General features: G+C 38.2%; 15 protein-coding genes. 3 read left to right on the top strand and 12 right to left on the bottom strand.

Annotated features, from left to right (window positions below):
* The first annotated feature begins 101 nt into the window (after positions 1 to 101).
* The 3 genes from ODE14_RS06095 (at position 102) to ODE14_RS06105 (ending at position 2,356) form a co-directional block, all read left to right on the top strand.
* Positions 102 to 1,148, top strand: coding sequence for a GntR family transcriptional regulator (locus ODE14_RS06095; protein WP_248392788.1), 1,047 nt, complete (start codon positions 102 to 104; stop codon positions 1,146 to 1,148).
* 71 nt (positions 1,149 to 1,219) lie between these two features.
* Positions 1,220 to 1,663 (top strand): nuclear transport factor 2 family protein, encoded by a 444-nt coding sequence (locus ODE14_RS06100; RefSeq protein WP_263603367.1) that lies wholly within the window; start codon positions 1,220 to 1,222, stop codon positions 1,661 to 1,663.
* A gap of 33 nt (positions 1,664 to 1,696) precedes the next feature.
* Positions 1,697 to 2,356, top strand: coding sequence for a hypothetical protein (locus ODE14_RS06105; protein ID WP_263603368.1), 660 nt, complete (start codon positions 1,697 to 1,699; stop codon positions 2,354 to 2,356).
* A gap of 155 nt (positions 2,357 to 2,511) precedes the next feature.
* Here ODE14_RS06105 and ODE14_RS06110 read toward each other — a convergent pair whose 3' ends face one another.
* From ODE14_RS06110 to ODE14_RS06165, 12 genes are all read right to left on the bottom strand, one after another.
* Positions 2,512 to 3,663 (bottom strand): alpha-hydroxy acid oxidase, encoded by a 1,152-nt coding sequence (locus tag ODE14_RS06110; RefSeq protein ID WP_263603369.1) that lies wholly within the window; start codon positions 3,661 to 3,663, stop codon positions 2,512 to 2,514.
* An 80-nt stretch (positions 3,664 to 3,743) separates the two neighbouring features.
* Positions 3,744 to 5,132, bottom strand: a complete 1,389-nt coding sequence (locus ODE14_RS06115; protein WP_263603370.1) for an FGGY-family carbohydrate kinase — start codon at positions 5,130 to 5,132, stop codon at positions 3,744 to 3,746.
* A 793-nt stretch (positions 5,133 to 5,925) separates the two neighbouring features.
* Positions 5,926 to 7,206: a sugar isomerase gene (locus ODE14_RS06120; protein ID WP_263603371.1), complete on the bottom strand. Its 1,281-nt coding sequence runs from the start codon at positions 7,204 to 7,206 to the stop codon at positions 5,926 to 5,928.
* Positions 7,207 to 7,380: 174 nt separating this feature from the next.
* Positions 7,381 to 9,483 carry a bifunctional aldolase/short-chain dehydrogenase gene (locus tag ODE14_RS06125; RefSeq protein WP_263603372.1) on the bottom strand — a complete coding sequence of 701 codons (2,103 nt, stop codon included), beginning with the start codon at positions 9,481 to 9,483 and terminating at the stop codon, positions 7,381 to 7,383.
* A gap of 249 nt (positions 9,484 to 9,732) precedes the next feature.
* A complete protein-coding gene (locus tag ODE14_RS06130) occupies positions 9,733 to 11,796 on the bottom strand; it encodes a RagB/SusD family nutrient uptake outer membrane protein (RefSeq protein WP_263603373.1) in 2,064 nt (687 codons plus the stop codon).
* A gap of 17 nt (positions 11,797 to 11,813) precedes the next feature.
* Positions 11,814 to 14,858 carry a SusC/RagA family TonB-linked outer membrane protein gene (locus ODE14_RS06135; protein ID WP_248392776.1) on the bottom strand — a complete coding sequence of 1,015 codons (3,045 nt, stop codon included), beginning with the start codon at positions 14,856 to 14,858 and terminating at the stop codon, positions 11,814 to 11,816.
* Between the two features lie 307 nt (positions 14,859 to 15,165).
* On the bottom strand, positions 15,166 to 16,254 hold the full coding sequence (gene rhaT, locus ODE14_RS06140) for an L-rhamnose/proton symporter RhaT (RefSeq protein ID WP_263603374.1): 1,089 nt from the start codon (positions 16,252 to 16,254) through the stop codon (positions 15,166 to 15,168).
* Positions 16,255 to 16,475: 221 nt separating this feature from the next.
* Positions 16,476 to 17,633 (bottom strand): glycoside hydrolase family 88 protein, encoded by a 1,158-nt coding sequence (locus ODE14_RS06145; RefSeq protein WP_263603375.1) that lies wholly within the window; start codon positions 17,631 to 17,633, stop codon positions 16,476 to 16,478.
* A 13-nt stretch (positions 17,634 to 17,646) separates the two neighbouring features.
* On the bottom strand, positions 17,647 to 19,533 hold the full coding sequence (locus ODE14_RS06150) for a rhamnogalacturonan lyase (RefSeq protein ID WP_263603376.1): 1,887 nt from the start codon (positions 19,531 to 19,533) through the stop codon (positions 17,647 to 17,649).
* Positions 19,534 to 19,852: 319 nt separating this feature from the next.
* The gene (locus tag ODE14_RS06155) at positions 19,853 to 20,656 is read right to left on the bottom strand and encodes a DUF4350 domain-containing protein (RefSeq protein ID WP_263603377.1); all 804 of its coding nucleotides are present in this window, start codon (positions 20,654 to 20,656) and stop codon (positions 19,853 to 19,855) included.
* 152 nt (positions 20,657 to 20,808) lie between these two features.
* The gene (locus tag ODE14_RS06160) at positions 20,809 to 23,583 is read right to left on the bottom strand and encodes a glycosyl hydrolase (RefSeq protein WP_263603378.1); all 2,775 of its coding nucleotides are present in this window, start codon (positions 23,581 to 23,583) and stop codon (positions 20,809 to 20,811) included.
* A 133-nt stretch (positions 23,584 to 23,716) separates the two neighbouring features.
* On the bottom strand, positions 23,717 to 25,039 hold the full coding sequence (locus ODE14_RS06165) for a rhamnogalacturonan acetylesterase (RefSeq protein WP_263603379.1): 1,323 nt from the start codon (positions 25,037 to 25,039) through the stop codon (positions 23,717 to 23,719).

Genomic DNA, 25,039 nt, shown 5'->3' on the forward strand with positions numbered 1-25,039 from the left:
TTATCAGTTATTATAAATTTTTGTAACTTGTCTTCTTTAACAAATCATTTTTCTGAAAATTCATTTTGGTTAAAGAAAATAATTCCTATACCACAAAAGCTATGGCAGAAACTTTTGAAATACATATCAACGAAAACTCCAGAGTTCCCAAATACAAACAGATTGTAGATTCTATTTTAAATGGAATTGATGGCGGAGAGATCAGCATCGGCGAAAAAATTCCCTCCATTAATGAGTTAAGTGAATCCTGTTTTCTTTCAAGAGATACAGTGGAAAAAGCATATAAAGAACTGAGAAAACGACAGATAATTGAATCTGTGAAAGGCAAAGGATATTATATTTCCCGAATCAATAAGAATGACACGATTAATATTTTCTTTCTGATCAATAAGCCGAGCACATACAAAATGATGATTTATAATTATTTTGTGAATGCAATCGGTACCAAAGGCAATGTGGAAATGTATATTTACCACTGCGATGAAACGCTTTTTATAAATGCTTTGAAAAAAAATATAGGAGGTTTTGATTATTATGTCATCATGCCCCATTTCCGGGACGAACAGTCTAAACACACGAGCTCTACCAGAGAGGTAATTGAAATGATTGAAAAAATTCCTAAGAATAAATTGCTGATGCTGGACAATACAAAACCCAATATTTCAGGAGAATACGGTTCTATTTTTCAGGATTTCGAGCATGATATTTACAATGCTTTAAAAGAAGGTCTGGATAAGATCAGGAAATACGAGAAAATTATACTCGTGTATCCCGATAAATCCATCCATCCCTATCCTTTCAGGATCGTAAGAGGTTTTGAAAAATTCTGCAGGGATTTTAAGCTTGATTATGAAATTCTCGATGAAATTTATCATGACATGGAACTGCAGGACAAAGATATCTTTATTACCATCCGTGAACGTGATCTTGTAAACCTTGTAAAACAGATCAGGCAGAAAAATCTGAAGCTTGGTGAAGATATCGGCATTATTTCATACAATGAGACACCGCTAAAGGAACTGCTGGGAATTACCGTAATCACGACTGATTTTAAGGCGATGGGCGAATCTGCAGCATATATGATCCTAAAGAACAAAAAAGAATCAGTGAACAATGTTTTCAAATTTATTCAGAGGGATTCTCTTTAACCCATATTTAAATTTCGCAAAAATTGCGCAATCGATTACACTATTTTTTATTTTAAATACATTATTTCATTATGATTAAAAAATTAATTTTTGCTTTGAGCTTTATCATGGTAATTACCATCACCGCACAGAAAATAAATGATACTGATGCTGTGACAGCCGCCGCCGAAAAGTTGCGAACGGCCATGATAAGCGGGGAAAAATCTGCTCTCGAATCTTTAATTTTACCTGAACTTACATACGGACATTCCGGAGGCCACATTGATGATGCCACAGAATTTGTGGAAAAATTAGTTACGAAGAAATCTGATTTTCTGACAATTGATATAACCAATCAAACCGTGCAGATTGTTGGAAATACAGCGATTGTCCGCCATCATTTTTACGCAACGACCGCCGACGCAGGAAAAGCTCCCGGTGATGTTACTCTGGATATTTTACTGGTTTGGGCTAAAGTGAAAAACGACTGGAAATTATTGGCAAGACAGGCTGTGAAAGCGGAGAAGAAAAAGTAAATTAATTATTTTTGCAACAATTATATTTCGACCATGAAATTAAAATGCATTCTTTTTGTCATTTTGATGATGATTTTAAGTTGTAAATCAAATGATGCTTTTTCATTAAAAAAAATGAGTAATCGTGAACGTAACGAGTACATATCTTCAAATTTACGATCTAAAACAGGTACAGAATTAGGCAATTTTTTGTACCATATTAAATTGTCTAAAGTTGATTTAAAACCCTATAATCAGATTTTATTTGAAAAATTAGAAACTGCGGCTTTTCCTTACGATATGTATATAGTATCAGAGCTTTTAATTGAAAATGGTAGTGATAAGTCTGCCATTGAAAATACATTAAATTCGAAAATAAAAATATGGGATGTTGGAAATTGGTCAGAAAAATTTTGGGATTTAATTCAAAATAACAATCTGAAAATTGAAAAGCCCCAGTATTACAGTTCTGATTCCACGATTCAGAAATATAACATTCCTGAATTTATGAAGGTTAAATTAGCCAACAATGAGCTTGGAGAAAATCCACTATTAATGGTAGATTGGAAAATAGTAGATTATGAAAAAGGTAAATTAATTGAAGTATTAAATAAATTAAACATCAAACAGATTGATATTACTCCCAAAAGTCAATCTGTCAGTTTATATGGAAAAAGAGGGATTGATGGGCTTATGAGAGTCAGCACAAATTAAAACTTTTACATTTACATTATTTTAAGTTTCGGCTAAAGCCGATTGAGATACACTAATAAAAAACGGGCTTAAAGCCCGTTTCTATTAATCAATTTCTTCTGTTAATTTTTTGAGAAAGCTTATTAACTTCCATCATCCAGCTTCGCGCTCAAAACCTACCTCACCCTAAAATCCCGCAGCTGTTCCGGCTTTTCACAGCAAAGCTGTTCCATTACCTGTCTGAACTGCATTTTGAGCATTTCAATAATATGATCACCACCCTGATCACCCAAAGCACCTACAGCATACATAAATGTTCTTCCCATAAAGGTAAATTCTGCACCGCAGCTCAAGGCTCGGGCTACATCAGGACCGGTTCTCACGCCGCTGTCCATCATAATTTTAATCTGATCTTTATATTTTTCACTGATTTCTTTTACCACCGCAATGGTAGATTCTCCGGCATCCAGCTGTCTTCCTCCGTGGTTGGAAATAATCATTCCGTCGAAACCCAAACGTACTGCTTCTTCCGCATCTTCATCGGAAGCCACGCCTTTGATGACCAGTTTTCCTTTCCACTGATCGCGGATCGCCTTGATTCTGTCTGAATTTAATCTTCCTGAAAAAGTGGAGTTCATGAACTGTCCCAGCTGTTTTACATTCATGTTTTTATCCATATATTTTTCTATTGTTTTAAAACCCGGAACGCCATGTTTCAGCATCTCCAGACACCATTGAGGTTTTGCCAGTGCCTGGGAAACATTCCGGAAATTCAGTTGTGGCGGCATCGCCAATCCATTTCTGATTTCTTTGGCTCTGTACCCGAAGGTAGGAACATCTGCCAGAACCACCAGGACATCATATCCCGAAGCTTCACAGCGGTTGAGAATATCATCACGCAGCCATTCTTCCCTCGGGTGATAAAGCTGATACCATGCTTTTCCTTCCGTTAATTCCGCAATTCTTTCAATGCTGCTTGTGGTAACCGTGCTTAAAATAAAAGGAATATTATGTTTAAAAGCTGCCTTTGCAAGGATTTCCGGGGCATTCGGCCACATTAATCCCTGCAGACCAACAGGAGAAATCCCGAAAGGTGCGGAATAATTCACCCCGAATAATTCGGTTTCCATATTGGCTTCGGCAAAATTGTTATTCAGATAACGCGGGCGAAGCAACACCTCTCTTAATTCGTTGGTATTTCTGTCACGGTTTATATTTTCATTACAGCCGCCGTCCAGGTATTCAAAAGCAAAACGGGGCATTCTTTTCTTTGCTCTTTCAATTAAAAGCTCAAGCGATGCATATCTTGTGTCAAATGGGAAAGCCATGATTACAGGTTTTATGTTAAAAAGTCAGAAGTCAGAAGTAAAAATTAGAAGTTGATTCTTTCACATTTTACTTTACATATTTACAAATTAAAAATTAAGGGCTGAAGCACTTTCATCTGATAATGCTGTTGCAGAAAAGCTTCATCTATTTTTTTGTTGGAAATCACCATGGACGCTCCCAATGCAGAACCCAGCGGCGAATGGCTGGACATTACATTATAATGCTGAAAATGGTGTGACATCAGTTTCATAAATACATCATTATCGGTAAATCCACCATCGATATAAATATGCTGAATTTCAGAATTTCCGATGGCATTTGCAATCGTATGAATTTGTAGATCCATAAGCTCGATCATCAGCTGATGATAGGCTTCTTCAAAAGTTGCGAAAGAATTTAAATCGGTCTCGCTGATCATTTTTCTTTTTAAAATAATGCCTTCAAAACGGAAATAAACTGCTTTATGCTTCATTAAACGAAGGTACAAATCCTGATCAAACTGTACTTCCCTGTGGAAACCATACTCTTTTCCATAATGCGCACATAATTTTTCAACCTGAATTTTATATTCATTTCCCATGAAAAAACGGGATGCTTTCACACGTTTTCCGTCGATTCTCATGTAATTCAGGCAATTGTTTTCGATGTCTTCATCGGTTAAACTCTCATCATTGAAAGGATTGAGAGAAATACTCCAGGTACCTGTTGAAAGCAGCAAGAACGGTTCTTTTTTGCTTAAAATATAAGGCAAGAGTGCCGAAGAACTGTCGTGGATTCCAACCCCGATTTTAATTTTCTTATTTCTGTATGAGGTATTAATGCTTGCTGAAGTCGGCACAATCGGCGGTAACAAAGCATCGATCTCTTCTTCGTACACCCAATCATGGTAATCTGCTTTATCGTAATCCCATAAATTGGTGTGACAGCCGATTGATGTAAATTCGGAGACACAGATTCCGGTAAACAGGTAGGATAAATATTGTGGTAAATGAAGACTGTACCGGATTTTTTTGAAAACTTCCGGATGTTTATATTTCAACCAGAAAAGCTGTAATCCGGAATTCAGCATTCCTGCCTGCGGAGAGGCTGTTTCACGGGCAATTTTAAGTTTACTGCCGTGTTTTTTATAGAATAAATCCAAGATTTCTTCATCCATCGGTTTGGTGTAATTGTACAATGGTGTGAGAACATTTCCTTTCTGGTCCAGATGTACAAAACTTGCCCCGTATGTAGAGAAATTGATGGCTTTTACTTCAAAATTTTCATCATCAAGAATAGTATTGAAATTATCTTTGATCCAGTTTTGGAGTGCAGCCAGATCTTCCGTTGGATAGCCATCTTCATCAGTTGTGAGCGGTAATTCGGTATATTCCCGGACAACTTCTTTGTAATTTTTATCAAACAGAAAGAATTTTTTATTGGTTTTTCCAATATCAAATACAATGGTTACTTTCTTTTTTTTAGACATTTTCAAGGATGATTATTTTGGTCATTGCGAATGACTTTTAAACGCAAAGTCCGCAAAGAGTTTTTTTAATACTATATGTTTTTAAGTTCGCAAAGGCGTCTTACTTAGCAAAGAGCACAAAAGAATGTACTGTATATTCTGTAAATTCAATTGTGTTATTTTTTATTTATAACTTTTTTAAGCAAAGGTCATTTTGTCATTGCGAGGAGCGACCAAGCAATCTTTTTAATTAAATACTTTCTTTTATTTAAACGCAAAGCCCGCAAAGATTTTTTTTTAAATACTATACGTTTTTTAAGTTCGCAAAGGCGTTCTACTTAGCAAAGATCACGAAAGAATGTACTATATATTCTGTAAATTCAATTGTGTTATTTTTTATTTATAACTTTTTTAAGCAAAGATTATTCTGTCATTGCGAGGAGCGACCAAGCAATCTTTTTAATTAAGCACTTTCTTTTATTTAAACGCAAAGCCCGCAAAGAGTTTTTTTAATACTATACGTTTTTTAAGTTCGCAAAGGCGTCTTACTTAGCAAAGAGCACAAAAGAATGTACTGTATATTCTGTAAATTCATAATGTATTTTGTTAAATATTCAATTACATTAATAATTAACACCATTAAGGAGTGTTCAGATATTAAGATCATTAAGAAAAAATCCACTAATTCTTCAAGCATATTGCTTAAACCCCAATAATCTAAACACTTTCAACCTTAATGATAAAAATATAAGGATACATATAATTAAAAACTTTCGATTGCACTTGAAAGTTCAAATTATCAAATTAAAACAGGTTATAATCCTGTAGCTTTTACATTCAGGCCTCTTTCGGAAATTAAATTTTCTCTCACTTTAAGATTTCTGTAAGCCGAAATAGGATCAATCGCTGCGCCTGTCTGTAATCTTGCAGCTTTTAATAAAGGACGAACATCCGTTCTGTATGCATTTTGTAAAATTTCCTGTGCACGAACCACATCGTTATTCAGCTGCGCATCTTTCAATGCTTTCTGATCTACTAAAAGTGCCTGAGCATACGCGATCAAAATCGCTTCCAGTGACTGAATAAGGTCTTCCAACGGATCTTTAATATTGTGGCTTGCATCAATCATCCAAGCCGGATACGGATTCTGCGGATTGTTTTCCATCCCGTATACCAATTCATTGAAAATCAGGAATAATGCATAAGGTTTGATAGACCCTACTGTTAAATCATCATCGCCATATTTACTGTCGTTGAAATGGAATCCACCTAATTTTCCTTTATACATTAACGTAGCAACAATCTGCTCTATATTTGAATTGGGCAAATGATGACCAAGATCAACCAAAGTATAAGCTCTTTCTCCACAAGCATTGGCCAACATGAAAGACGTTCCCCAATCCTGAATGGTTGTTGAATAGAAATTCGGTTCATAAGGTTTATATTCGATGAACAGTTTCCAGTCTTCCGGCATTCCTGCATAAATTTCTTTTAAACTTTGCTCTGTTTTCGACAAAGCGGTCTGGAAATTTAACTGTCCCGGGAAGCTTGCGCCGTCTGCCAACCAAACCGTTAAGCTTTTTGAACCTAATTCTTCACCAATGCGGATTACTTCTTTATTGTGTTCAACGGCATAGGCTCTTACCTCTTCATTCGCTGCATTCAAAGAGCCGAATTTGTAGGATTGTTTTGCTCCCGGCTGATCCTGAAACGTATTGGAATTCATTGCATCGAAAACTAATCCGTGAGCTATTGCTTTTTCTTTAATCGCTTTTATATCACCAGGAATATCCCAGGGAATGTGAAGCGAAACTGCTCCTGCGGAGTGTGTTAAAGCATGAATCAATCCAACATCATCTAATTTCTGCTCTAATGTTGCCGGCTCTCCACCGTAAGAAAATCTTCCAAAACGTGTTCCGCCTGCTCCCAAAGCCCAACTTGGAATGGCTACCTGAAAATCGGCAATTTTTTTGACAATTTCAGAAACATTCGCTCCTGATTTCGTGAGTTTATCTGATAAATAGTCAAAGTCTGAATTGAAATTTGCGGTTTCACTTTTATTATACTGTTCTATACTTTCTTTGTTTATAATCATATTCTGATTTATTTTTTACAGAATTATATTTATTATGCACAGGACTTGCATCCTGTGCTATTGTAGGTCGCCACTTCGTGGCTCTGGTTGAGGAAATTTATTTTCAAATTCATTTAACATAATAATATCAAACTTACGATTTAAAATAAATTCTTTCAGGATTGATACAAAAAATTATCTTGGGAAAGCATTAGCCATTCCGCCATCTACATTGATGATGTTTCCTGTGCTTTTATCTAAAATGGCAACACAAGCGAAAACTCCGTTGGCAATGTCTTCCGGAAGAATGATTTCATTTAAAAGATTTCTTTTGGCGTAAAATGCCGGAAGTTCTTCCACCGTGATTCCATTGGCTTTTGCACGGCCTTCTGCCCATTCTCCTTCCCAGATTTTGCTTCCTACAATTACACCGTCCGGATTTACAACATTTACCCTGATCTTATCTGCAGCCAGTTCTGCAGCCAACAGTCTAGTCATATGTTGCTGAGCCGCTTTTGCAGTTCCGTACGCTACATTATTCGGTCCCGCAACGAGTCCGTTTTTGCTTGCAATATTGACGATATCTCCGCCCAGATTCTGTTTTTTCATGATCTCGGTTCCGATTTTTGACAATAAAAACTGCCCTTTCACCAAAACATTTTCAAGAAGATCCCAATCATTTAAAGTAGTTTCTTCCAGCGACTTTGAAATGGCCAGTCCGGCAGAATGAATGATGATATCTACTCCACCGAATGCCAAAACGGTTTCTTTGAATGCATCGGCAATCGCTTCATCACTCGTTACATCACACTGAACGGCAATTGCCTGGTCTTTGCTGTATTTTGAAATAGCCGATTGTACGGCTTCTGTATTCAAATCCGTATACACAACAACTGCACCTTCAGCAATCATTTTATCGGCAATGGCCTGCCCTATTCCGCCTCCTGCTCCCGTAACTATGGCAACTTTTCTTGACAAAGGCTTCTCCTTCGGCATTCTCTGAAGTTTAGCCTCTTCCAGCAGCCAGTATTCGATATCGAAAGCTTCCTGTCTTGGTAATGAGGTGTATTCAGAAATAGCTTCTGCACCGCGCATTACATTGATGGCGTTGACATAAAATTCACTGGCCACACGCGTAGTCTGCTTATCTTTTGAAAAGCTGAACATTCCCACTCCCGGATAAATGATGATCACCGGATTCGGGTCTCGCATTGCAGGGCTGTTCGGATGTTTACAGGTTTCGTAATATTCTTTATATTCCTGTCGGTATTGTTCGAAAAGCGGAGTTAATTTTTCCAAAACAGCTTTAGAATCAGTAAGATCTTCGTTTTTACCTAAAGTGAGCACCAACGGCTGAATTTTCGTTCTCAGAAAGTGATCCGGGCATGAAGTTCCCAGCGGAGCCAGTCTTTCAAGATCATTGCTATTGATGAATTCCAGAACAGTATCACTGTCAGTAAAATGGCCAACCATCCTGTTTTCTGAAGAAGCCAGACCTCTCAACAACGGCATAATCTGCGCCGCTTTATTCTTACGTTCGTCCGCAGGCAGAGATTCTATTTTTTGTCCGCCAAAAACCTGTCCTTTTTCTTCAATTTTTTTAGCAATATATTCTGAAGCCGTTTCGATAACTTCCAGGCTGTTAATATAACACTCGTAGGAAGTATCTCCCCAGGTAAATAATCCATGACTACCTAAAACAATCCCCCTGATTCCCGGATTATCGTTTAAACATTTTTCCAGCTGCAAACCCAGGTCGAAGCCCGGCCTTTGCCATGGCACCCATCCCATTGTATCACCCCAGATTTCTTTGGTGATAGCTTCACTGTCTTTTGCTGCAGCGACTGCAATTAATGCATCAGGATGAAGGTGGTCTATATGTCTGAATGGAAGAAGTCCATGAAGAGGTGTATCGATGGATGGCGCTTTACTGTCCAGATCGTAGATGCAGTGATCAAATAATCCTACCATTCTGTCTTCATCTTCCAGACCTTCGTAAACATTTTTAAGGTTTCTCAACCTTTCAGTATATAAACCCGCAATTCCTTTTCTTGTTAAAGTCCCGATATCGCCTCCGGAACCTTTCACCCACATTACTTCAACTTCTTCATTGGTTAAAGGATCTTTTTCTATGGTTTTACAGCTTGTATTTCCTCCTCCGTAGTTGGTGATTCTTAAGTCTGCTCCCAGAATATTTGAACGGTATAAAAATAAGGCTACCTGGTCATCTCCAAAAGATGCTGCTTTTTCATCATCCCACAAATAGTTTACGTATCTAAATGTTTTTAGTTTTTCCATTGTCTTTACTTATATTTCTAAATTCTCACCCAAAATTAGATTGTTCTGTTTTGTACAGCATCCCGTACTATACTGCTAAATGCTTTATGTAAAAATAAATTAACACGTTACTTTTAATTCAGCTTAGTATGGTTTATTTCAATCTGATCCGGATGAATCATAATTAATATTTTGTGATCTATATTTTAAAAAATAAACATCAAGAAATCTAGAACTTCTCAATGTTTATGCTGAATGAGTTTAGTTTAATTAATATCCGGGCAACTGAGTCAAATTAGGATTATCAACCAAAGGATGTCCTGCAGAAGCTGCTGCGAAAGGCAATAGCTCTGTTTTATTAGGTACAAATCCATAGAAGAGACCGTCTCCGCCTCCTTCAATCCAGTTCGGATAAGTGCCTCCGTTTTCAGCGGAACCTGTAGGTTTGGTATAGATAATATTCCCGATCTGCAATGCATTAAATCCTTCAACAAATCCTACCGCTTTTCTGGCATTTCCGTTAAATGTACTTGTGTAAGCCTGGAACATATTTACAGGATACCATTTGTCTTCAGCCGCTGAAGTTTGTCCGTTTGCCAGTGCAATACTCTTTAGAGTCGTCTGATAAGCGGCATACCCTGAAGAATTGGTAGGAACCGCCTGAACCGCAGCAATTTCTGCCGGATTTGTTAAATCTATATAGGTAACTGCCAGGAACGGATCTCCGTAAACCTGTGCATTTTTATGAAATTTATACAATCTGTACACCGGGGTCGATGCAAACTGTCCTGTACGGTCCGAAAGATTTTTCATTGCCTGTTTTGTCGCATTAATTTCGCTGGCGATGCGGTTCATTCTTATTAAGTCTGTACGAAGCATAAATTCATCGGAAAACTCCCACTTCCGCTCCTGAACAATAGCATCCTGAAACGCCTGCTGACCGCTTGGTATTGGCAATGGGCCTATTCCGGCACGGTTTCTCACCTGTTGCAAAGCAGCAGTTCCTGCGGCTGTAGGACCTCCGTTCAGATAGTTTTGAGTTTCTGCATACATCAGCAATACATCAGCATATCTTATGATCGGAATATTGAGGTTACGTGCGTCGGCCGCCTGTGGCTCCACACACCAGCTTATTCTGAATTTACCCGGCATAATACAGGAATAAGTAGTTCCCACATCCACCCAGGTGTCTGATGCAGCACCTGTTTTCAGAAAATAAATACTGTAAGAAGTACATGCGACATCCCTGCGTTTATCTGCCTGATTAAAAGACAAATAATAGGTTGGCAATATGAACTGTAAAGCTTTTCTGGATCCATATGTACCCCCTCTGGAACCCGGATGTGCATAAACACCAAATGCAGAGTTGGTATTCGGACCATATTCGGCGATATGCCAAAGCATCTCCTGATTTACGGCTGCAAAGTTTCTTCTGTCAAAATTGAACCATAAGGCTTCGAAACCACTTTTTCCTCCCTGAGCCTGCACCAGGCTGTTGGTACCTGCATTAATTACAGAAGCTGCTGCTGCATCTGCAATCTGGTAAAGCTGCTGAACTCTGCTGTTATCAGGGCGACGGGACATCGTACCGGCAGATCCTGTATTCAGATCCCAACGAAGAGAATATCCCGCGGCATACAATGCAATTCTTGCTAAAAGTGCATTAGCAGACTGTTTGTTCAGTCTTTCCGGAGTTCCGTTTGAACCCGGCAAATTGTTTACCGATTCCTGAATATCAGCAATGATGCGATCGTAAATTCCGTCTCTTGGAGAACGTTTCGGATAAAATGTATTCTGATCATTAGGATCTGCATCTTCAAGGGGGATCCAAATAGCAGGCACATCTCCGTAAACGCGTATTAAGTTATGATAACAAAATGCACGAATTGCTTTCGCTTCTGCCAATAAGGCATCACGCTTTGTGCTTGCAGGCATGGTCGGTAATCTGCTAATGGCAATATTAGCCCTTTCAATAATAGCATACATGGCAGCATAAATTCCTGTAACGGTATTTGGAGTATAGGCATCGTACTGATAGTTGCAGATATTGTACTTGGAATTGTTGGTTGAGCCGTCTTCCGCAGAGTGGGTTACGGTATCTCCGGCACCGAGCTGATAAAACATTTCAGTAGGAACAAGCCCTCTGTAAAGTCCCTGGACAAAAGCATCTGCGGTTTCTATATTGTCAAATACCGATTCTGTATTGGATGAATTATAAGCAGGCTGATCCAAAAAATCATCACTGCAGGAATTGATACTGACGCTGCCGGCTAAAATTGCCGGAATGATAATCAGCGTTTTTAAAAGATTTTTTTTATTATATCTGTTTTTCATGATGTAATCGTTTGCATTTAGAAAGTTAAATTAATACCAAGAACGTAACTTCTTGAACGTGGGTATGAAGAGCTGTCGTATCCCGGCGTAACCGTAACACCGCTGGCCGCAGAAACTTCCGGATCATAGCCTGAATACCCCGTAATTGTTGCTAAGTTATTAACGGTAAAATAGATACGTGCATTGGTAAGTTTCACATGGCTTAAAAATTCTCTCGGGAATGAGTACCCCAGCGTTACCATAGCAATTCTTAAATAAGAACCATCTTCCACATAATACGATGACGGATAAGTAATATATCCTGAGTTGGTAGTATTTAAGCTCCAAAGACGGGATTCCTCATCAGGATTCAGTTCTTTTAATCGTGCAAGATTTGTAGTGGCCTGACCGGTATTAGGATCAATAATACGATAATAATTATCTCCGAATTCCGAAGGCGTATTCTGGAACAGAGCATAAGGGCTCAAACTATGCTTGGTAGCATTGTAAATATCACCCCCTACACTAAATTTTAAGAATACTGCAAGATCAAAACCTTTATACGAAAAATTATTGCTGATCCCTCCGATAAAATCCGGTGTTCCATTTCCTATTTTTACCAGTTTTCTTGTAAACTGATCTCCGGCCTCATTATCTGCTGCAAATTTAATATCTCCGGGTTTAGGAGTTCCGGAAGCCGGTTTTACAACTCCTGGTTTTAATGTTAATGATCCGTTGGATTCCTGGATAAAATCGTCGGTCGTATAAATTCCCTGATAAACATATCCATACATATCTCCCAGTTCTTCCCCAACTGTAGCGTAATATGTAACCATACCCGCCCTGTTGCTGCCGACACTGAAGTTTCTGAATTGTCTTCCTTCATCCAGTGATAATACTTTTGATTTATTGAACCCAACATTAGCATCTGTAGACCATCTGAAATCACCGGACTTTACATTGATTGAGTTTAAAGTGAATTCCATACCGGTATTTTTCATGGAACCGATATTTTTAAACTGTCTCGCATATCCCGTAGATGCAGGCAATACAGTTTCCAGCAACATGCCGGTTACATTGTTGTTGTACCATTCTGAGGTTAATTTAATCCTGTTATTAAACAAGGCTAAATCTACCCCGATATTGGTGGATCTCATTTCCTCCCACTGAACCATACGATTTCCCAGAACACTGCTTGTTACCAGAGCAAGATTTCCTACCGTATTATTCAGAGGATAATCTGTTCCCACAACATTGGTTCTGAAAACATTATCCGGAATACTGTTATTACCAACGATGCCGTATTCAAACCTGAATTTAAGATCATTAACATAATTTTCGATTTTGGAGTTTTTCCAGAAACCTTCTTCTGAAACTCTCCATGCAGCAGCTACAGAAGGAAATACACCCCATTTATTATCCGGTCCGAATTTTGAAGATCCGTCACGGCGCACCGTACCGGTAAGAAGGTAACGATTATCATAATTATAATTTACTCTTGCAAAATAGGAAAGCAGGCTGAATGATGATCTGTCCGTACTTTTATCCGCAACAGTCGCATTGGATATATCATCCAGTCCATAATTTAAAATAGATGGAAATCTTACTAGCCTCATGCTGTTGCTCTCACTTTCCTGATAGATGATTTCATTCCCGATCAAACCGGTGATTTTATGTTTCTCGCCTAACGTTTTATTATATGTCAATGTATTGGTGATCTGATATCGGTATGCCTCAGAATTCCCGATACTTCCGTTAATACCGGTATTGACAGGATCTGTAAGGTACGCACGGGAATTTTTATCTGAAAAAGCAGTGGCTTTTGTATTGGTCCAGTTATAAGATCCTGCCGTTCTGAATGTAAAATCTTTCAGGAAATCAAATTCCAGACCCACATTGGCAAGGAAGGTTCTTACCCTTCTGTTCTGCGTAGATGCTGCCGTTTCGATATACGGATTTTCCGTGTCGAAACCTGAATCCAATGCTGAAAAATCAGGAAAAGTCTGCGTATTGAATAACTGATCCTGGCTAAATAATGTTCCTCCTGTGATAGGCTGGAGCAATATTTTTTTCATTCCCGAATAGGCTCCGCCACCATTAGTGGAATTTGAATTAAACATGGAACTGAAATCCAACCTTATTCCTTTGTACAGTTCTGAATTGACATTAGCACGTAAAGAGTTTCTGGTTTCACTGAAATTCTGCAGCAAACCATCCTGCTTATTATAATTATAACTGATGAACGTCTGCGTCTTATCACTACCTGCCGAAACACTCACGTTATGGTTTTGGGTAACTCCCGTCCCCCCAAGCATTCTTTCCTGCCAGTCCAGTGCAGGTGCAGATGCGTAGCGGTTGTTGATCCTGGCAAATGCACCAGTGTAAAATCCGGGAGAGTCTGTTCCTAAACTGTTATCAAAAACATTGCTCCACTGAGTGGTTTTTCCCTGGAGCTGTGCCATTTCATACTGATATTTCACAAACTGTTCAGAATTTGAAACCATGTCCAGCTTCTTTGACAGCATATCGAAAGACATGAATGAATTGTAGTTGATGGTAATTCTTCCTTTTTTTCCGGTTTTAGTTTTAATAACAATAATACCGTTTGAACCTCTTGCACCGTAAATTGCAATGGCGGAAGCACCTTTCAGTACATCAATACTTTCAATATCGTTGGGATTAATAATATTAAGCGCGTTGTCCAGCTGGAAACCGTCTACAATATAAAGAGGCTCCGTTCCCTGGGTAATGGAAGCACCACCACGAACGGTAACATTTGCTCCTGCTCCGGGTGCACCACCTGCCGTAACAATATTTAATCCTGCTGCCCTGCCCTGTAATGCCTGTAAAGCATTCATTGCCGGTGTTGCCGCCAGATCTTTTGCAGAAACTGAAGATACCGATCCTGTAAGATCTGATTTTTTAACTTTACCATAACCAATAACGACCACCTCCTCAATATCTTTAGTCTTTTCTTTCACAGTGTCATTTACTGCCTTTTGCCCGAACATAAAGCCAGATGCAAGCAAAAATAGCGGTGCAATAAGTGGCTTAAAATTCTTCTGTTTGATTTTAATAGACATATATTAATTTTTACATCACCAAAATACATCCTTAGAAATATTCAGCCATCCTGCAATATCCTGTATTAAAATATTCATTATTTAAGTTAATTAAATATCAATTTTATAATTAAAATCAATTAAATATAAAAATTTAGTCACAATTAAATGAATTAAAATAAAAATTCGCAATAAATAAATTTCAAGATAAATCAAACACCTTCTCCCGAAATTATACACATAGCATAAAAAAAGGTGCTGAAAAATCAACACCTAAGAGAAATTAAACTATATAAACTGTATGAAATAATACCGTGGTAAAGCTTTATTAGCGCAAGGAATTTCCGTATCCTACGATAAGAATAGAGATAAACATAACAATCATCCCAACCACAATAGTAGAAATTGTTTTTTTGGAAACCCCTTTCCATTCTTTAATGACCACTCCCCAGAGATTGGCGATCAAGATGATAAACGCCATGTGTAAAATCCATGAGCTCGGACCGTTCCCCATTTTACTTTCACCCATTCCGTAAAAGAAAAACTGTAAGAACCACATGGTCCCTGCCAATGCGCAGAAAAGAATATTTTTTGCAACAGGCACATTTTTTTTAGTGTAATCTGAATAAGATTTATTTTTAAATGAAAGATAAAGGCAGCCCAAAAGATTGGAAGCCATACCGCCCCAAAGGACAACAATATAGGTTACATTATTCTGGAACAGAAATTCTCCCTGACCGGGATTTGCAGCTTTCCATGCTTCGTTGGCTACCATCGCCATAGGTTTTCCGGCTTCAAGTCCGAAATTGAAACAGGCGCTCAAAACTCCGGAAATGATAGCCACCGTAAGTCCAAGTCCGAATTTATACTCGGTTTTTACCGATGTACCGTGAGGATCTTTAGATTCTTTCTGAAGCTCTTTATCTTTCATAACACCGGCCTTTCCGCTGATGATAATTCCGATAACGCATACAAAAAGTCCCAGAAGGACCATTATTCCCCATGTGCTTGAAATCATCAGTCCGATATTGTCCTTTCCTTCGTGAGGCGAAAATTCGTAAAAAATGGAAGGAACAAGCGAACCGATCACCATGGTAAGCCCCAGCATGATACTGCTTCCCAGGGCAACCCCTAAGTACCTGACTCCTAAACCGTACATGAAGCCACCGATTCCCCACAACGCTCCGAACAAAAAGGTTAATCCTAAAATTGATGAACTTTCATTCTGAATAATTTCCCAAAAATCCGGAATAGTAAGATAGGCAGCCAGCGGCGGAACAATAATCCATGAAAAGACACCTCCTATTAACCAAAATGTTTCCCATTGCCAGCCTTTAACTTTTTTATAGGGCAAATAAAAACTTCCCGAAGAAAAACCTCCTAAAAAATGAAAAATAACTCCTAATAATGCGTTCATAATTTTATCGTTCGATTGAGTCTGAAAATTAACAAGATGTAATCGATCGCGCATCTTGTAGTGTCATGTAAATAAATGTGATTCTGGATTGAAAAGGCAAATTTAAAATTTCTAAACTATAAATAAATATAATTATAGTATACATTTAAACGTAAAACCCATGTTGTAAGCATCTGTTAAAGGTTTCAATCAAATAAAAATTCGAAAACAAAAGCCTTTTATTATTTTAATTGATACACTTCACTTGCAGCCAGCAATAGACAACCAAGGCCATAATCTTCAAAATCAGGTTCTTTGCTCACGGAAAGTGGCTGTCCATCTTTCGGTTCTTTTCCGGTACCCTGAACCCAACCCAAAAATCCGCTGGGCTGAACAGAATCTTTCACAATGGCATTCCAGGCTTTGATTACAACCGGCAGATATGTCTTTTTATCAATCAGACCTTTGTTGATTCCATAGGCCATTCCATATACGAACAATGCAGTTCCCGTCATTTCCTTACCACCGAAATTTGTGGGATCGTGAAGGCTTACATTCCAGAAACCATCTTCTCTCTGGATGGAAACCAAAGCCGATAACAAATCTTTATAATCCTGCAGATATTCCTGATAATGCGCATCCGACTTGGGTGTATCTTCCAAAGTTCTCGCAAGTGCGGCTACTACCCAGCCGTTTCCGCGGCTCCAGTAGCAGTCTTCGCCGTTCGGTTCTTTATATGGCGGAACAAAGCTTTTATCTCTCCACCAGAGTTTATCTTTTGCGTTGTAGAGGCCGTTTCCTCCGTGCTTATATTTGGTGAAAGCGTACATTTCGTAATTCTTGTCAAAATACTTTTTGTCGCCGGTGATTCCTCCCAATTTTGTAAAAATCGGCATTCCCATTTGTAAAGCGTCAATCCACCACCAATCATCCGACTTCCCGGAAGCAATCATACTGTCCATCGACATCTTTACATATTTAATTCTTTCCGGATGCTTTTTTCCATCGATCTCATAAAGATCAAGATAGGTCTGTCCGCACGCCTGGTTATCAGCATTTCTTGTAAATGTTCCGCGCATCATATCCCAATTGTGTTTTTGCGACCAATCCAAAGCGTAGTCATAATATTCTTTCTTCGGATCGATTTTGTACAATGCCATCAGTCCTTCATAATATACCGCTCTAGTCCATAGATTGCTCGGCCAGACTTTTTTCCCGACAATTTCTTTTCCCGGATCCGGCCATTTTTTCATAAAGTATTGATTGGCTCGTTCTGCAACTTCCAGAACTTCTTTTTTATTTGGAAGATCTGCATTTGCTGTATTTTTCTTTTGAACCGAACAGGAAGTCATTCCTGCGATGATCAGTGCAAAAATGCCTGCTGTTAATAGTCTTTTCATTTTATATTTAAATTTAATTATCAATCTTAGGTTTTACAACATAAACATTAGGTTTTGGAACTTCTTTCACCGATTCATCCAAATAATAATCGGTGTGTGGAGGCTGATTGTACCCCACATTTTGCCAAACGATACTCAATCGGTATTGCGGATTGTGCATTAAAGTGTACAATCTGTGTTTTGTCGGAATGGTCGTGCTGAAAATTCTCAATTCCTGATTATCTGCAGTTCTGTAAATCACTTCTTCTCGCCAGTCTCCGAATAAATCGGCAACCAGAGCCGGATTTTTCTTTGTTCCGTTATTGGATTCGCACTGAAAATCTTTAGCATCAAAAATCAGGTTTGACTTTTCATTTTCCCAGTCCCATTTGGAAACAACAGTTCCGTCTAAAATTTCACTTAAAAAATCATCATCCCAATAAATCCCCATATTCACTGCCGGATTTTTATCACTGATTTTCTTTCCCTTTGCACTATAAACGCCTTTCAGTCCTGCACCGGCCGCCCAACATTCGGAACCTTCATAACGAGTGTCGATATTTAAAGACAAACCTCTTCCCGGACCCTGGAATTTACTCGCCTGACTGTACACGGTTGACGGCAATTTCCAAAGCACTTTTCCTGTTTTTCCATCCCTGAAGTGCGCTCCCGCATCATCAAAACGTTCCTGAATATCAAAAATTTCCAATCCCGGATTAGATGGGTCTAAATCTCCAACGTGCAAAGCATCGCCGTGACCGAAGCCTGTACTGTTCAACACTTTTCCGTCATCATCAACCGTCATTGCTCCGAAAACGATTTCATCCTTTCCGTCATTATCGACATCGGCAATTGTTAAGTTATGATTTCCCTGTCCGCGGTATTGTTTGTTTTCTTCTGAACTTTCGGTATCGAAAAGCCACCGAAGACTCAGTTTTTTGTCTTTAAAATCCCAGGCTGCAATCGCTGTTCTGGTGTAATAGCCTCGTGACATAATCACACTCGGAGTCTTCCCATCGAGATAAGCAACAGCTCCCAAAAACCGATCGATACGGTTTCCTTTGGCATCGCCCCAGGTTTCGGTCATTTGTTCGGCAGTTGGATTTAAACTTCCTGCAAATCTTGGAACCTGATAATTGACGGTATGAATTTCTTCTCCTGTTTGCCCATCGAAAACCGTCAGAAATTCGGGTCCGGAAAGAATTATTCCGTTTTCGTTAACGTAATTTTTCGTTGGGTCGCCAATGAATTTTCCTTTTCCGTCTTTGCTTCCGTCGGCAGTTTTCATTACGATTTCCGCTTTTCCGTCCTGATCTAAATCATAAACTAAAAACTGCGTGTAATGCGCTCCTTCCCTGATATTTTTGCCTAAATTAATCTCCCACAGAAACTTTCCATTCAGTTTGTAAGCCTGAATAACCGGTGGGTCAGTTTCTCCTTTCTGGCTGTTATCGTGCGATCTTCCGGTTTGATGAAGGATGATTTCATATTCGCCATCGCCATCCAAATCAGCCACTGAAGCGTCATTCGGCGTGTAACCTTGAGGTGTTTTCAGTGGAATTGAAAAATAAGGTTTTTGATTCGCCGTATATTCCGCAAAATCCTGGTCAACGTCTTGGTGTTGCGTATTTGATTTTACGAAGTAGGTATAGTTTTTTCCTTTGTTAGCGGTTTTATCTAAAAAATTGGTTTCGCTGAGCAAAGGTTTATCATTCAGTTTTTTGGTCTGATTTTTTTCTGTGCGATACAAATCGAAATGCGTGTTCTGAGCTTCCGTTCCCAATAATCGCCAACTTATAAAAATTCCTGATTCCGCTGGAATGGCAACGATTCCTCTTTTCAGGTATTCCATTTGTCTTTGCGCGAAAAAAACTTGCGAAAGAAAAATGGCGGATGTAAAGAATATGCATTTGATTTTCATAAATCTTGTTTTAATAAGTTAGCAGAATGCTTTATAATATTTGCTCGATGTCATTCTAAACATAGACTGAAAGTCTACGAACGAAGTTCAAAAATGCAGTGAAGAATCTCAATTTATCTGGTAAGATTCTTCCTTCGTCAGAATGACAAACGTTCTATCAATAACATTTAAACGTTGAATTGCACGCAGCACGACTTGAGCGGAAATCGTCATTGCGAGGAACGAAGCAATCCGCTGAAATTGCAAACTGCTTGAGCAGATTGCTTCGTCGTTCCCTCGTAATGACATCACTCGAATTTAATCGATTGCACAACTTTGGTTATTTTTTTGAAATCTGCTTCAATAACCATTTTACCCATTCTTCGGTTCCTTCATAATTCGAAAAATCTTCAGTTAGTTTTTTTCCGTCAATGTATTCGTTATAACACCAAGGATCACCTAAAGCGAAGACAGTTCCTTTTCCTACTTTCGCAATGGCACCAATCACTTGGTTCTCAGCATACAAAAATGGCTTTGCAGGTGCTTTTACTGAAATAGTACTCACTTCTTTCATATATAATTTAAGTTCCGAAAATACTTCATTTCCCGGTTTTACGTACACTGCACCTTTCTCAAATTCTCTGCCTTTCAGCCTGTTAATACTGTCATCATTAAAATGAATCCCGAATTTCTCTGCCAGTTTGTTGAAATGTTCAAACTCAGAGTTGCCATTGTCGTTGCTTAACAGAACGAGAACACCTCCGTTTTTCACCCATTTTTCCAGGTTTTTTATTGTTTTAGCATCCATTAGGTTGGCTTTTCCGCCGTACGCTTCCTTGTCGATATCGGGGTCAACAATGATGTAAATGTTAGCATTTTTTAAATCATTTTTTGAAGGAGCTGTTGTTAATGTGCTGATTTCTGCGTCTTGCTTTTGGAAAAGTTCGCCCAACATAGAAAAGCCCCCATTGGTTGTATCATTCCACGTATAATGCCACGATTCCAAAACTTTGGTTTCTTTATTTTCTCTTTTTTCGTTGTTGAAAAAGTTGTCCAGAACAACTTTTGGTTTGTTTTGAGCATTAGAAAATCCGAATGTGAGGAGCGTTCCTAATGCCAATGTTTTTACTATGATTTGTCTCATAATTTATTTTAATATTTAATTTAACCTGTTTCTCTATAATTTTTTAACGCAAAGTCCGCAAAGTTTTTTTAACTACTAACTGTTTTTAAGTTCGCAAGGGCGTAAACTCAGCTAAGAACACAAAGATTGTTAATTGCAGGATGTCATTAAAATTATTTTGAGAAATATACAGGAATTAATTGAATTTCGCCATCTAAACCTGAAGGTTGTACTTTCCAATTCGAAGCGTCGAACGGTTTGTAATCGATGTTGACAAAATTAATTTCATGGTAATTTCGCCACGGGATTTTATTCTGATCCATATAGCGGATACGGTTCGCCATCAGGTTTGAAACTTCAATCTGAATGGTATTTTTCCCTTTTTTTAAATATTTTCCAACATTGATTTCAAACGGATTGCTCCAGACAATTCCAGCTTCCTGTCCGTTGACAAGCACTTTTACGCTTTCGTAGAGTTTATCAAATTTCAATTGATAATCGTCTGCTTCTTTCTTTTTTAAATTTAAAGTTGTCGTGTAAATTCCTGTTCCTGAAAAACTTTGCGTTGAAGCATCTTCCGTGAAATTCGTCCAAGGCTGGAGTTTCGTTAAAATTCTTGATTTCGGAAGTTCGGGTCCACCTTCTTTGAACGTCAGTTGCCAAGGTTGGTTTAAAACAATCGGAGCATCAGTTTTTTCAATATATTTCCATTTTGCAATTGAGTTATCTGGCGTTTCTGATGCTTTTATAATTAAAGATTCTCCGGATTTCAACTGAACTTTGACTGAATTATTCCGGGTTTCAGCAATGCCGAAATCTTCATTTTCCGGATTCATCAAAACGACCTGTTTCCCGATATAATTTACGGGAATATTTTGATTGATTTCTTTTGAAGTGTGATTGACGACGTAATAAAATTTCCCGCCATCAAACTGTCTTCTGACAAATTTCAATCCTGTATCGGTTAATTTTTCTCTTTCGATTTTTAAGAATTCTAAAGCTTTTTCAACATCAGAACTCAACACAAGCTTTCCTTTTCCGAATGTTGCCGATTTTAAATTTTCGTTTTGCTGGAAAGGAATTTGATTCCATAAAGACTGTAATACATTTCTTCTTTTCTCAAATTCAAAAAATCCCGGAACATCTTTTGGCTCACTTTGAAAAATCACACAAGCGCCGTTTTGAGCTAAGTTTAAAATATTTTTTAACGTTGATTCAGAGAAATAATTCAATTGAGGAATAATTAATACCTTGTAAGAACCTCCATTTTTTGAAACCTGAATATTCTGATTTTCAAATTTCGCTTCGGAAATCATTTTATCCGAAATCATATCCAGAGAATAACCGGATTTCCCTAATTTTTCGAGGTTTTCATAAAATACAGTCGGATGCAGCCACTTTTCAATATTATGAATTTTGAACGCCATATCTTTTCCTTTCGGACTCGCCCATTGGTCGTAAACCGGCCAGTACATCAGGATTTCATTGTCTGATTTGCCGCTTTGCAGAACAGACTGCGTTCTTTCGATATAAGAATTTAATCCTTTAATATCTGGCCACAAACTGTTTTCAGGAACGAAATTCGTCGAAGCATAAAACAACCACCCCGGAAACTGAACATCAGCCGGCGTATACGTTGTTCCGTGATAAAAAATATGGTTGATCCCTGATAAAAAAATCTGTTCAGCTTCCGGTTTTACCTGTGACCAGGATGTTTTGAAATGTTCCGTCAACCAGGTGAAAGATTCGTTGGAAATCAGAGGTTTTCCTGTAATATTGGCTGCTGAAGATGCAAATTTCAACATATTAATATCTGGAACTTCCTTTGTATTGATATCTTCCAGATTTCTTTTCAAACCCTGAATATCAAATTTTGTGCTTCCGAAAGTCTCAGATTCCGGAATATCAACTGCAGCATATAAATCCAACAAATTTCCCGGCGAACCGTGCGCCTGATTGGTATTTCTAGAGTTTTTGGAATGTGCCCAATTCGTAAAATTTTCAGCGAAATTATGCAGAATCAGCTCACTCATCGTTTCGCGGTAATCGGATTTTATTCTTCCGGCGATTTCGTTTTCCTCATTTCCAACCAAATATTTGATGTAAGGACTTAAATCATACCCTCTTCTTTTCTTAAATTCTTCTTTAAAATTTGCCGTCCAGTCTGCCCCATAAACCTCATAGCTGTCATTGAAAAACGAACGGATTCCATAGTTTGAATTTCCAAAAGCCTTATCGAAAGTTTTCAGATAATCTTTGGTTGCATTAGGCGAAAAATGGTTTAAAGTATAGCCATCACCACCCGGAGCAGCACGTTTTACTTTCTGCAAAGTCTTGCCTGCAAAAACTGCGTAGATTGTCCATTTTACTGCGCTTGGTTTCCAGTTTAAAGTTCCGTCTGCATTGACTTTATCCGTTAAAACAACAGCTTCATTTTTTTCATTATAAGCAGTAACGATATCGAGTTTTATGGTCTTTAAATTCTTCTGTTTTTCGTCTTTCAGGACAATTTTTTCAGAAAATTTTTCATTTGTTTGAATCTCGTAAGTCTGAACAATCATTTTTGTTGCAGCATCCTGTTCGTTCACTTGCGGCCCGCCAATCGGCCAGCCTGTTCCGACTGCCATATCAACACCCATATTCAGACTTTTTGCTTTCGTTGTTGTGAACTGGAGCATTCTCATCCATTCCTGAGAAAGGTAATTGATGTATTTATTCTCAAACCCTTTTGCTCCATAAATTGGGACAATTTCCACCCCACCGAAACCGGCATTAGAAAGGGTTGTCAGTTGTTTGTCCAGACCTTCTTCGTCAACGGCACTTCCCATCCACCACCAGCGCGTCCACGGCTGAGCGGTGTTGGTCGCTTTTGGCCACGGATTTTGCGCGGAGAGATTTCCGAAGGCAAAACAGAGAACGCTTATTTTTATGATATTATGAATATTCATTTTTTACTTGTTTAATTTAACCACAAAAGTCACAAAAGTTTTTAAACACATTAGTTGTTTTAAGTTTGTGATTCGAATGCTTAGAAGAACACATTAGTTTAAAAATCAAATATTTTTATTAGTGTTTTTCCAATCAATTTCCATCAGGTTTTAAAGATTCCATAAAAACAGATTCCGGCCAGTGGAATTTTTCAACATCATCGGGTTTATTGGGGTTAAAATTTTTATAGTTTTTTGAAATATACTTCTTTAATGGTAAGTTTTGGTCAACGATTGACTTTACAACACATTGTGCTAATTCGTAAGCTCCATATGGATTAAAATGGGTATCGTCTGCCAAAGCATTTTGTTGATTAGGATAAGCATTTGCGGGATAATATACGAATGCTTTCTTAGAATTCTCCGGTCCCATCGCTTCAAACAAAGTCTTGCTCATTGCATTTAAATCAATTAAATTCACATTTTCTTCTTTCGCAATTTCCCTCATCGCATCCGGAAAATCGTCTAAAGTATTGATGATTTTATTATTTTCATCAAAAACTCTTCGGTTCATTGAGGTTACTAAAACCGGATCGGCGCCCAATTGTCTGGCTTTTTGAATCCATTCTTCTAATCTTTTTCGGTAACCGGATTTTGTGCTATTCCCTGCTTTTTGGTCATTGTGACCGAATTGGATGAATAAATAATCTCCGGGCTTTAATTGAGTCCAGATTTTATCGATTCGATGGCGGTCTTCAAAGGCTTTTAGAGTTTCTCCACTTTCTGCGTAATTCGCAATGACCACTTCATTCGGAACGAAAAAGTAAGGCAACATTTGTCCCCAGGAAGCCCAGGGTTCGTATTGCGCATCAACAACCGTTGAATCTCCCGTCAAATAAATAGTTTTCGCCGTTTTATTGGGCTGAATAATTACCGAACAGACTTTCGGAGCTTTATCATTAAATTCAATCGTCAGCAAATTGTCCCAATGCAGGTATTTTCTTTCTCTTGGCTTCAATTTTACAAATCCGATGTTTTCTCCTTTCTGATTTCGAATAATGCTGTCTTTAACGTGAATAGTTATTGTTTTTTCAACGACTTCACCTTGTTTTGTTTTAATATCATTCAACATTAATCTGCGGTTTTCTACACGAACTGTTGTTTCTGAACTTCCTTTTGTATCACCTAAGTTCAGTGTAATATTATAATTTCCTTCCGGAATTGCCACCGAAAAATAGAAAGGTTTGTCGCTCGTGATAAAATCTCCTGACAAAGCATTTCCGCCATTGTCAACAGATTTCAAACCGGAAATATCCATAAAACCATAGCCACTTTTCTTATCGAATTTGGAAGTTGAAGTGATAGGGATAAAGCCTTTTTCTACTCTGTTTCCGCCAAAATCAAACTTGAATATCGTCTGTTGCGCGAACAAAAACGAACCTACAAAAAACATTAAAAACTGTATTTGACTTTTCAT

It is taken from the genome of Chryseobacterium sp. PET-29 (assembly GCF_025736815.1).
In the GTDB taxonomy this organism is placed as follows: domain Bacteria; phylum Bacteroidota; class Bacteroidia; order Flavobacteriales; family Weeksellaceae; genus Chryseobacterium; species Chryseobacterium nepalense.